Here is a 12,531-nt window from a genome sequence, read left to right on the forward strand (position 1 = left end):
GGGTTGGCGTTTTGCGTTAACCCTTTTTACTTAGGAACGCTTCGCTAGGGATACGGGATGCGAGATGCGGGGACGAAGTCCGTTCTCGAAGCAACGCGTTCCCTATCTTCAAAAACAAAAAAGGCACCCGAAGGTGCCTTTTGTCATTTCTTACACAGCGATTACTCGTCTGCAGACTTACTCATCAGAAGAGAAGCCTGCGTTAAGCAGTGCTGCAAGATTGTCTGTCGCTTGCTCAGCAGAAGGACCTTCTTGCTCTTCTGTACGCTTAGCTTGACGATCTTGGTGGTAAGCGAAACCTGTACCTGCTGGGATTAGACGACCAACAATTACGTTTTCTTTCAGACCACGTAGCTCATCACGCTTACCAGAAACAGCTGCTTCTGTTAGTACGCGAGTTGTCTCCTGGAACGATGCCGCAGAGATGAACGATTCAGTTGCTAGAGATGCTTTAGTAATACCAAGCAGCTCACGCTCGAAACGAACAAGCTCTTTGCCTTCAGCTTCTAGCTGACGGTTGGCAATCTTAACGTTCGCGTATTCAACCTGTTCACCCACTAGGAACTCTGTAGAGTCACCAGCATGTGTGATTGTACACTTGCGTAGCATCTGACGAACGATAGTCTCAATGTGCTTATCGTTAATCTTAACGCCCTGCAGACGGTATACTTCTTGAACTTCGTTCGCAATGTATTGCGTTACAGCGTGGATACCACGTAGACGTAGAATGTCATGTGGAGACTCTGGACCGTCTGCGATCACATCACCACGTTCAACTTTCTCGCCTTCGAATACGTTAAGCTGACGGTGCTTAGGAATCATCTCTTCGTAAGCGTCGCCGCCGTCACGAGTAATTACTAGACGACGTTTACCTTTCGTCTCTTTACCGAAGCTCACAGTACCTGTGTGCTCAGCAAGAATCGCAGGCTCTTTCGGCTTACGTGCTTCGAATAGGTCTGCTACGCGTGGTAAACCACCGGTGATATCTTTGTTACCACCAGATTTCTGAGGGATACGAGAAAGTGTATCACCCACGCCTACTTCAGCGCCGTCTTCGATGTTAACGATAGCTTTACCAGGTAGGAAGTAGTGAGCTGGCATATCAGTACCAGGAATCATTACGTCTTTACCTGCCGCATCAACAAGTTTGATAGCTGGACGCATATCTTTACCTGCTGCTGGACGAGCTGCCGCTTCAGTTACTTCGCTTGAAGATAGACCCGTTAGGTCATCCGTTTGACGAGAAACTGTCACACCGTCGATCATGTCTACGAACTGGATGCGACCTGCCACTTCAGTGATGATTGGCATAGTGTGCGCTTCCCAGTTTGCTACTGTTTCACCAGCTTGAACTGCGTCGTTGTCGCCTTTGCTCAGTAGAGAACCGTATGGAAGTTTGTGCTTCTCTTTAGTACGACCAAACTCATCAATGATAGTCAGTTCAGATGCACGAGAAGTGATAACAAGCTTCTTATCTTTGTTGGTTACGAACTTAGCATTGTGTAGCTTAACCGTACCTGTTGTCTTAGCTTGGATGCTGTTCTCTGCTGCCGCAGTAGATGCCGCACCACCGATGTGGAACGTACGCATTGTAAGCTGTGTACCCGGCTCACCGATAGACTGAGCAGCGATAACGCCCACTGCTTCACCTTGGTTCACTAGGTGACCACGTGCTAGGTCACGGCCGTAACACTGTGCACAACAACCGAAGTCCGCATCACAGGTAACTACTGAGCGCACTTTCATGCTATCTACTGAGTTCTCTTCCATGATCTGACACCACTTCTCATCAATTAGAGTATTACGTGGGATCAGAACTTCTTCAGTACCTGGCTTAAGAACGTCTTCAGCAACAACACGACCTAGAGCAAGCTCAGAAAGTGCAACTTTAACGTCACCACCTTCGATGTGCGGCATCATATCGACACCTTCGTGCGTACCACAGTCATGTTCGTGCACGACAACGTCTTGAGCAACGTCTACTAGACGACGAGTTAGGTAACCCGAGTTCGCTGTTTTCAGTGCTGTATCCGCAAGACCCTTACGAGCACCGTGCGTTGAGATAAAGTACTGAAGGACGTTTAGACCTTCTTTAAAGTTCGCTGTGATCGGCGTTTCGATGATTGAACCATCTGGACGCGCCATCAGACCACGCATACCTGCTAGCTGACGAATCTGAGCTGCAGAACCACGTGCGCCCGAGTCGGCCATCATGTAGATACTGTTGAATGATTCTTGCTGCTCTTCTTCACCTTCGCGGTTAACGACTGTTTCAGAAGATAGGTTTTCCATCATCAACTTAGCTACGCGATCGTTGGTCGATGCCCAAATATCGATCACTTTGTTGTAGCGCTCACCCGCAGTTACAAGACCAGATTGGTACTGTTCTTGAATTTCGCGAACTTCTGCTTCCGCTTCTTCGATCTCAGTGTACTTCGCTGCCGGTACAACCATATCGTCGATACCAACAGATACACCAGAAAGTGCCGCGTAAGCGAAACCTGTGTACATGATTTGGTCAGCGAAGATTACTGTGTCTTTCAGACCTAGCTTACGGTACGCCTCGTTAAGTAGGTGAGAGATTTGTTTCTTACCTAGCTTTTGGTTAACGATACTGTACGGAAGACCAGCTGGCACGATTTGCCAAAGCATTGCACGACCGATAGTTGTATCAACCATCTTAGTCTCAGTTGTGCTATTGCCATCTTCATCAACGACAGTCTCTGTGATGCGAACTTTAACGCGAGCGTGTAGCTCAGCAGTCTTGGTACGGTATGCTTTCTCAGCTTCTGCTGGGCTAGCAAGATACATACCTTCGCCTTTCACGTTGATCTTGTCACGAGTCATGTAGTAAAGACCCAATACAACGTCCTGTGAAGGTACGATGATCGGATCACCTGACGCTGGCGACAGAATGTTGTTTGTCGACATCATCAGAGTACGAGCTTCAAGCTGTGCTTCTAGAGTTAGAGGCACGTGTACCGCCATTTGGTCACCATCGAAGTCCGCGTTGTACGCCGCACACACAAGTGGGTGTAACTGAATTGCTTTACCTTCGATTAGTACTGGTTCGAACGCCTGGATACCTAGACGGTGAAGTGTAGGTGCACGGTTCAATAGTACTGGGTGTTCGCGGATTACTTCGTCTAGGATATCCCAAACGATCGCTTCTTCGCGCTCTACCATCTTCTTAGCAGCTTTGATTGTCGTCGCAAGACCACGAGTCTCTAGCTTGCTGTAGATGAACGGTTTGAATAGCTCAAGTGCCATCTTCTTAGGAAGACCACACTGGTGCAGACGGAGGTATGGACCTACTGTGATTACAGAACGGCCAGAGTAGTCTACACGCTTACCTAGAAGGTTCTGACGGAAACGACCTTGCTTACCCTTGATCATATCAGCAAGAGATTTCAGAGGACGCTTGTTCGAACCCGTGATCGCGCGACCGCGACGACCGTTATCTAGAAGTGCATCAACAGACTCTTGTAGCATACGCTTTTCGTTACGTACGATGATGTCCGGAGCAGCAAGCTCTAGTAGACGCTTCAAACGGTTGTTACGGTTGATTACGCGACGGTATAGATCGTTCAGATCAGAAGTCGCGAAGCGACCGCCATCTAGTGGTACTAGAGGACGTAGATCTGGCGGAAGTACCGGAAGCACAGTTAGGATCATCCACTCTGGGTTGTTACCAGATTGAACGAACGCTTCAACTAGCTTCAGACGCTTAGTGATCTTCTTACGCTTAGTCTCTGAGTTAGTAGACTGAAGCTCTTCACGCATTTCTTCGATTTCAGCAGGCAGATCCATAGACGCAAGTAGGTCTTTGATCGCTTCTGCACCCATCTTAGCCGTGAACTCATCACCCCACTCTTCTAGGCGATCCAGATACTCTTCTTCAGTTAGCATCTGAGATTTTTCTAGATCAGTCATACCCGGTTCAGTTACTACGTACATTTCGAAGTAAAGAACACGTTCGATATCACGTAGAGGGATATCCATTAGTAGACCGATACGAGACGGCAGTGATTTTAGGAACCAGATGTGAGCAACTGGTGAAGCAAGCTCGATGTGGCCCATACGGTCACGACGAACTTTAGTTTGTGTAACTTCAACGCCACACTTCTCACAGATAACACCACGGTGTTTCAGACGCTTATATTTACCACAAAGACATTCGTAGTCTTTTACTGGACCAAAAATACGCGCACAGAACAGACCATCACGCTCAGGCTTGAACGTACGATAGTTGATCGTTTCAGGTTTTTTAACTTCACCGAAAGACCATGAACGGATCATGTCCGGTGAAGATAGACCGATTTTGATTGCATCAAATTCTTCGGTCTTATGCTGCGCTTTTAGAAAGTTTAATAAGTCTTTCACAATCAGCTCCTGTAAGGAGTTAAAAGGGGCTCACCCGCAAAAGTGAGCACCTTCTACCAAATAATCGCTTTTCTCAATTAAGAAAGAAGGGATTACTCTTCGTCTTCTAGCTCGATGTTGATACCTAGCGAGCGAATCTCTTTCAACAGTACGTTGAACGATTCTGGCATGCCAGGTTCCATGCTGTGGTTGCCATCTACGATGTTCTTGTACATCTTAGTACGGCCGTTAACGTCATCCGACTTAACTGTTAGCATTTCTTGAAGCGTGTAAGCAGCACCGTATGCTTCTAGTGCCCATACTTCCATCTCACCGAAACGCTGACCACCGAACTGAGCTTTACCACCAAGTGGTTGCTGAGTTACTAGGCTGTACGAACCAGTTGAACGAGCGTGCATCTTGTCATCAACAAGGTGGTTCAGTTTCAGCATGTACATGTAACCAACAGTTACAGGACGCTCAAACGCATCACCTGTGCGACCATCAAACAGCGTTAGCTGACCAGATTCTGGTAGGTCACCTAGTTTCAATAGCTCTTTGATTGATTGCTCAGACGCACCGTCAAATACTGGAGTCGCGATCGGTAGACCACCACGTAGGTTCTTGATCAGCGTACGAACTTCGTCATCAGATAGAGACGCAACGTCTACTTTCTGACGAGTATCACCAAGGTCGTAGACTTTCTGTAGGAAGTCACGGAACTTAGCTAGCTCTTGCTGCTCTTTCACCATTTGGTTGATCTTGTCACCGATACCTTTCGCCGCCAGACCTAAGTGAACTTCTAGGATCTGACCGATGTTCATACGCGAAGGTACACCCAGTGGGTTAAGTACGATGTCTACCGGCTGACCTTTCTCATCGTAAGGCATGTCTTCAACAGGGTTGATCTTAGAGATTACACCCTTGTTACCGTGACGACCCGCCATCTTATCACCAGGCTGGATACGACGTTTAACCGCTAGGTAAACCTTAACGATCTTCAGTACGCCAGGTGCTAGATCATCACCTTGTGTGATCTTACGACGCTTAGTTTCAAACTTCTTATCGAAGTCAGCACGTAGCTCGTCGTACTGCTCTGCTAGCTGTTCAAGCTGAGTCTGTTGAGCATCATCTTCAAGCGTTAGCTCTAGCCACTTCTTACGATCGATAGCATCTAGTTTCGCTTCAGTGTAACCACCGTCAAGAAGTACAGCTTTAACACGGTTTAGAAGGCCACCCTCAAGAATCTGGAATTCTTCAGTAAGGTCTTTCTTCGCTTCTTTAAGCTGCATCTGTTCAATTTCAAGTGCACGTTTGTCTTTTTCAACACCGTCACGAGTAAATACTTGAACGTCGATGATTGTACCTGAAACTGAGTTTGGTACGCGTAGAGACGTGTCTTTAACGTCTGACGCTTTCTCACCGAAGATAGCACGTAGTAGCTTCTCTTCAGGAGTTAGCTGAGTTTCACCTTTAGGCGTTACTTTACCTACAAGGATGTCACCGCCTTTCACTTCCGCACCGATATAAACGATACCTGACTCGTCTAGTTTAGACAGAGCAGACTCACCTACGTTTGGAATATCAGCAGTGATTTCTTCAGCACCAAGCTTAGTATCACGCGCCACACAAGATAGTTCTTGGATGTGGATCGTAGTGAAACGGTCTTCTTGAACTACGCGCTCAGATACTAAGATCGAGTCTTCGAAGTTGTAACCATTCCAAGGCATGAATGCGATACGCATGTTCTGACCAAGCGCTAGCTCACCAAGGTCTGTTGAAGGACCGTCAGCAAGAACGTCACCACGTGCTACAGGTTCACCAGGCATCACACATGGACGCTGGTTGATACACGTGTTTTGGTTAGAACGAGTGTATTTGGTTAGGTTGTAGATATCGATACCAGCTTCACCTGGGATCAGCTCGTCTTCGTTCACTTTAACAACGATACGAGAAGCATCTACAGACTGGATTACACCACCACGTTTCGCTACCGCTGTAACACCAGAGTCAACTGCGATGTTACGCTCGATACCAGTACCAACTAGAGGCTTGTCAGCCTTAAGTGTTGGAACTGCCTGACGTTGCATGTTGGCACCCATCAATGCACGGTTCGCATCATCGTGTTCTAGGAACGGGATAAGCGACGCAGCGATAGATACAACCTGGTTGGTTGCAACGTCCATGTAGTCAACATGTTCGCGTGGGTGTAGGCCAGATTCACCTTTCTGACGAGCAGTGATTAGCTCTTCCGAGAATGTACCTTGCTCAGTAAGAACAGTGTTCGCCTGAGCGATAACATACTGGCCTTCCTGAATAGCAGATAGGTAATCTACTTCGTCTGTAACAACACCATCTACAACACGACGGTATGGCGTCTCTAAGAAACCAAACTCGTTACAACGTGCGAACGCGGATAGAGAGTTGATCAGACCGATGTTTGGACCTTCCGGCGTTTCGATAGGACATAGACGACCGTAGTGAGTTACGTGTACGTCTCGTACTTCGAAGCCAGCACGTTCACGAGTTAGACCACCAGGACCCAATGCAGAAATACGACGCTTGTGCGTTACTTCTGATAACGGGTTGTTTTGGTCCATAAACTGTGAAAGCTGTGAAGAGCCAAAGAATTCTTTAACCGCAGCAGAGATCGGCTTAGCGTTGATTAGATCTTGAGGCATGATTGCATCAAGGTCACCAAGGCTTAAACGCTCTTTAACCGCACGCTCAACACGTACTAGACCAACGCGGAATTGGTTTTCTGCCATTTCGCCAACAGAACGGATACGACGGTTACCTAGGTGGTCGATATCGTCCACTTCACCGATGCCGTTACGGATAGCGATAAGCTTCTTCATCACTTCGATGATATCAGTTTCATCAAGTGTGCCTTGCTCTTGAGCATCTTCACGTTCAATTGAGCTGTTAAACTTCATACGACCAACAGTCGATAGATCGTAACGCTCTTCTGAGAAGAATAGGCTTTCGAATAGTGCTTCAGCAGCTTCTTTCGTTGGCGGCTCGCCCGGGCGCATCATGCGGTAGATTTCTACCAGTGCAGAAATACGATCAACAGTGCTGTCGATACGTACGGTTTCTGACATGAACGGACCGTGGTCTAGATCGTTAGTAAATAACGTTTGTAGAGCTTTGTGGCCTGCCTGAGAAAGATTAGCTAGTGCTTCAAGGCTGATTTCTTGGTTTGCACCAACAATGATCTCGCCTGTCGCCTCGTTGATGTAATCTTGTGATGCAACTTTGCCTACGATGTACTCAACAGGTACTTCGATATGCTCAACGCCCTCTTTTTCAAGCTGACGGATGTGGCGCGCAGTTACACGACGACCAGTTTCAACGTAAGTTTTGCCATTAGCTTCGATATCGAAAGACGCAGTTTCACCACGTAGACGATCAGGAACAAGCTCCATTAGAAGAGTTTGATCTTTAACTTCGAAGTTCACCTTCTCGAAGAAGATATCCAGAATCTCTTCTGTCGTCTTACCTAGTGCGCGAAGAATGATAGATGCTGGTAGCTTACGACGGCGGTCTATACGTACGTATAAGTTGTCCTTAGGATCAAACTCGAAATCAAGCCATGAACCACGGTAAGGAATTACGCGCGCATTATATAGAACTTTACCTGATGAGTGGGTCTTACCCTTATCGCTGTCGAAGAATACACCTGGGCTTCTGTGCAGCTGGGATACGATAACCCTCTCGGTACCATTAATTACGAAGGTACCATTGTCTGTCATAAGCGGAATTTCGCCCATGTAGACTTCTTGTTCTTTAATGTCTTTTACAGTACCTGCTGGCGCGTCTCTATCAAAGATAACTAGGCGCAGTTTTACGCGTAGTGGTTTTGAATAAGTTACGCCGCGGATTTGACATTCTTTAACGTCAAAAACTGGCTCACCAAGACGGTAGCTAACGTATTGCAGCTCGGAATTGCCGTTGTAGCTCTGAATTGGAAATACAGAACGGAAAGCAGCTTCAAGACCGTATTGACCTTCAGGATCCTGTTCGATGAATTTCTCGAACGAATCGAGCTGGATCGATAGCAGGTATGGAATGTCCAACACTTGTGGACGAGTACCAAAGTCCTTACGGATGCGCTTTTTCTCGGTATAAGAGTAAACCATGGGGTTCCTCAGCTCGCTGATAAGTGACCCAAACTGTCTCCAATCGTTATGAGACAGTGACTAACATCTGTTTGATCGTAGTGACATTTCATTAAGAGCTAATGAAATGTTTTTTGCTAGGAACTTGGGTGCTCAAACAGCGGAAAAATCACCCAACCCCTACAGCGCAAAAAGGCCGGTGGTTATAAAACCACCAGCCATTAGCCGTTAGGCTAAGAAACTATGCAATAATTACTTAACAGTAACACTTGCACCAGCTTCTTCTAGCTGAGCTTTAAGAGCTTCAGCTTCGTCTTTCTCTACGCCTTCTTTAAGAGCTGCAGGAGCTGAGTCTACAAGACCTTTAGCTTCTTTAAGACCTAGGCCAGTTGCGCCACGTACAGCTTTGATTACAGCAACTTTGTTGCCGCCAGCAGATTCTAGGATTACGTCGAACTCAGTTTGCTCAGCAGCAGCTTCGCCACCAGCAGCGCCGCCAGCTACAACAGCAGCAGCAGCAGAAACGCCGAATTTCTCTTCCATCGCTTCGATTAGTTCAACAACTTGCATTACAGACATTTCTGCAACTGCGTCTAGGATTTGCTCGTTAGTAATAGACATAACAATTCTCTTTTAAATCAACAATAAGTTTATTAAGCAACCAGAAAAAAGCAAGGCTTATGCCGCAGCTTCTTCTTTTTGGTCGCGTAGTGCAGCGATAGTACGTACCAGCTTGCCTGCAGAAGCTTCTTTCATGCACATCATTAGGCGTGCGATAGCTTCGTCGTAAGTTGGTAGTGTCGCTAGTACTTCAGCGTCAGTAAGCGCGCCTTCAAATGCAGCAGCTTTGATCTCGAAATCTGTGTTCTCTTTAGCGAAGTCTTTGAAAAGACGCGCTGCAGCACCTGGGTGCTCGTTAGAGAATGCGATTAGAGTAGGACCAGTGAAAGTGTCTGTTAGACACTCGTAGTCTGTACCTTCAACCGCACGACGCATTAGTGTGTTACGAACAACTCGTACATAAACACCAGCTTCACGAGCCTGTTTACGTAGAGAAGTCATCGCGCCCACTTCAACGCCACGAGAGTCAGCTACAACTGCAGAAAGTGCACCACTGGCAGCTTCGTTGACTTCAGCAACAATTGCTTTTTTGTCTTGAAGGTTTAAAGCCATCTTGGATTTACTCCTGGTTGTCGTTACACCACTCACTATTATCACAACAGTGAGAGCTATTGAGGTGCTTCCCAGAAGAAAGGTAACTATTTACATAGAGCTTTCTGTCAGTTCGGGCACCATCTACGTAGGGATATTAAGCCATCATTTGTCAAACAAAGTCAGACACCTACGGTCTTGGACGGAGACTGGGTCATAATTCACAGCAAATTCTTAACGAATTTAATGAACCAAAGTTCAGCCCCAACCACAAATATTAGGCGCGAAATTATACACTAATTTCACGCCTAAGCAAATATTTATGCTACGGTGTTCAGGCTAGCCTGATCAACAGCAACACCAGCACCCATAGTAGTAGAGATGCTAACCTTCTGTAGGAATGTACCCTTAGCAGAAGATGGTTTAGCTTTCTTCAGAGCAACTAGAAGTGCTTCTAGGTTCTCTTTGATCTGCTCAGCAGAGAAGTTTGCTTTACCGATAGTAGTGTGGATGATGCCGTTTTTGTCGTTACGGTAACGAACCTGACCAGCTTTAGCGTTCTTAACCGCTTCAGCAACGTTAGGAGTTACAGTACCAACTTTAGGGTTTGGCATAAGACCGCGAGGACCTAGGATAGTACCTAGTTGACCTACAACGCGCATTGCATCTGGAGAAGCAACAACTACGTCAAAGTTCATTTCGCCTTTCTTAACTTGCTCAGCAAGATCTTCCATACCTACGATGTCTGCGCCAGCTTCTTTAGCTGCTTCAGCGTTAGCACCTTGAGTGAACACTGCAACGCGGATTTCGCGGCCAGTACCGTGAGGTAGTACAGTTGCACCACGTACGTTCTGGTCAGATTTACGAGCATCGATGCCTAGGTTAACAGCAACGTCAACAGACTCAACGAATTTAGCAGTCGCTAGTTCTTGAAGAAGAGTAACAGCTTCGTTGATTTCGTATTCTTTAGTTACGTCAACTTTTTCGCGGATTACGCGCATGCGCTTAGTTAGTTTAGCCATCTTATTAACCCTCTACCACTAGGCCCATTGAACGAGCAGTACCAGCGATTGAACGCTTCATTGCTTCGATGTCAGCACCAGTCATATCAGCAGCTTTAGTTTCTGCGATTTCTTGGATTTGAGCGTCAGTTACAGTACCCACTTTTTCAGTGTTTGGACGACCAGAACCAGACTTAACGCCAGCAGCTTTCTTAAGAAGAACAGCAGCAGGTGGAGTCTTAGTGATGAACGTGAAAGAACGGTCGTTGTATACTGTGATAACAACTGGAGTTGGTAGGCCTTTCTCGATAGATTCTGTTTTCGCGTTGAACGCTTTACAGAATTCCATGATGTTAACACCGTGTTGACCTAGTGCAGGACCAACCGGTGGACTTGGGTTCGCCATACCAGCAGCAACTTGTAGCTTGATGTAAGCTTCAACTTTCTTAGCCATGATAATTCCTAATTTTGGGTACAATCGCTAATCGGCCGATCAGCTCCCCGTTGATATTAAAACTTGTTATTTTGCTCTGCAGCTTTCGCTTAAAGCAAAATAATAAGGCGCGAAATTATAGTCATAATCCGCGCCTTATACAAGCCTAAAAAGGTGATTTTTTATACTCTACAAATGAGCGTCTTAGTCGAGTTTTTCAACCTGACCAAATTCAAGCTCAACCGGAGTCGCACGACCAAAGATCGATACAGACACCTTCACGCGGCTCTTATCATAATCAACTTCTTCAACCGTACCGTTGAAATCAGCAAATGGACCGTCAGTAACACGTACCACTTCACCCGCTTCGTACATAGTACGTGGGCGAGGAGCCTCACTTGCTTTCTCTAGACGATTAAGAATCGCGTCAGCTTCTTTATCAGTGATAGGAGCTGGACGATCCGAGGTACCACCAATGAAGCCCATGACACGCGGCACACTGCGTACTAAGTGCCATGATTCATCGTTCATGATCATCTGAACTAGGACGTAACCAGGGAAGAACTTACGCTCAGACTTACGACGCTGACCTGCACGCATTTCCACTACTTCTTCAGTAGGGACTAGAACTTCACCAAACAGCTCTTCCATGCCATGCATTTTGATATGCTCACGAAGAGATTGGGCTACACGACCTTCAAATCCAGAGAAGGCTTGAACCACATACCAGCGTTTTTTTGGAGCTTCACTCATGAATTAAAACCCTCTATACCCCAGTCACAAAGTTGACAAGACGAACCATAATGCCGTCAATGCCCCAAAGCACTAGAGCCATTACAATACTTACAGCTAAAACAATCAAAGTTGTTTGCATAGTCTCTTGGCGTGTAGGCCACACCACTTTACGTACTTCCATACGTGATTCTTTTGCAAACTCGATTGCAGCTTTACCCTTAGTTGTTGTAGCAGCAACACCAAGTGCCGCAGCGATTAATACAACAACACCTGCAGCGCGAATCACTACAGACATTTCACCATACAGGTAATTACCCACAACAGCGGCAGCTAGCAGAGTAAAAGTGACAACCCACTTGAAAATATCTGCGCTATTTGAGCTATCAGGAGTTTCAGCATTATTTGCTTTCATAAAACCAACCTGTCTAAGTCTTAATATAGACGACAACAACCCCGCTGTTGCAGGGCAAATCCATGAAACGACAATTTAAATAAATTGACGTACTCTTTTATTGATTGAGACGCAACACCTCAACCAAAAATCCTGCTTAATGCCATGTTGCATAAGAAAACAACTGACATTTTGTATAGTGCAGAAAAAGGGCATCAAATGATGCCCTTTTTGCTACTGGTTCGTCAAATCTTATTCAAAGATTTTCCGAAGTCTTTAGCTAATTCCGAAGAATTAGTCGAAGATCTTAGCAACAACACCAGCACCAACTGTACG

The 12,531-nt window shown here is 46.3% G+C and carries 8 protein-coding genes; all 8 read right to left on the reverse strand.

Going from position 1 to position 12,531, the window contains the following annotated elements:
* Positions 1–177: 177 nt before the first annotated feature.
* Positions 178–4,383 (reverse strand): DNA-directed RNA polymerase subunit beta', encoded by a 4,206-nt coding sequence (rpoC, locus tag APB76_RS13640; protein WP_054963563.1) that lies wholly within the window; start codon positions 4,381–4,383, stop codon positions 178–180.
* A 92-nt stretch (positions 4,384–4,475) separates the two neighbouring features.
* Positions 4,476–8,504, reverse strand: a complete 4,029-nt coding sequence (gene rpoB / locus APB76_RS13645) for a DNA-directed RNA polymerase subunit beta (RefSeq protein ID WP_049842774.1) — start codon at positions 8,502–8,504, stop codon at positions 4,476–4,478.
* Between the two features lie 231 nt (positions 8,505–8,735).
* Positions 8,736–9,104, reverse strand: coding sequence for a 50S ribosomal protein L7/L12 (gene rplL / locus APB76_RS13650; protein ID WP_049842775.1), 369 nt, complete (start codon positions 9,102–9,104; stop codon positions 8,736–8,738).
* Positions 9,105–9,161: 57 nt separating this feature from the next.
* The gene (rplJ, locus tag APB76_RS13655; protein ID WP_045975435.1) at positions 9,162–9,656 is read right to left on the reverse strand and encodes a 50S ribosomal protein L10; all 495 of its coding nucleotides are present in this window, start codon (positions 9,654–9,656) and stop codon (positions 9,162–9,164) included.
* A gap of 299 nt (positions 9,657–9,955) precedes the next feature.
* Positions 9,956–10,657, reverse strand: a complete 702-nt coding sequence (rplA, locus tag APB76_RS13660; RefSeq protein WP_049842776.1) for a 50S ribosomal protein L1 — start codon at positions 10,655–10,657, stop codon at positions 9,956–9,958.
* Positions 10,658–10,661: 4 nt separating this feature from the next.
* The gene (gene rplK, locus APB76_RS13665) at positions 10,662–11,090 is read right to left on the reverse strand and encodes a 50S ribosomal protein L11 (protein WP_006957115.1); all 429 of its coding nucleotides are present in this window, start codon (positions 11,088–11,090) and stop codon (positions 10,662–10,664) included.
* Between the two features lie 183 nt (positions 11,091–11,273).
* Entirely contained in the window at positions 11,274–11,822 is a 549-nt protein-coding gene (gene nusG, locus APB76_RS13670) for a transcription termination/antitermination protein NusG (RefSeq protein ID WP_049842777.1), read from the reverse strand.
* 13 nt (positions 11,823–11,835) lie between these two features.
* Positions 11,836–12,216 carry a preprotein translocase subunit SecE gene (gene secE / locus APB76_RS13675; protein WP_049842778.1) on the reverse strand — a complete coding sequence of 127 codons (381 nt, stop codon included), beginning with the start codon at positions 12,214–12,216 and terminating at the stop codon, positions 11,836–11,838.
* Positions 12,217–12,531 lie beyond the last annotated feature (315 nt).

This window comes from Vibrio bivalvicida, from assembly GCF_001399455.2.
GTDB lineage: Bacteria > Pseudomonadota > Gammaproteobacteria > Enterobacterales > Vibrionaceae > Vibrio > Vibrio bivalvicida.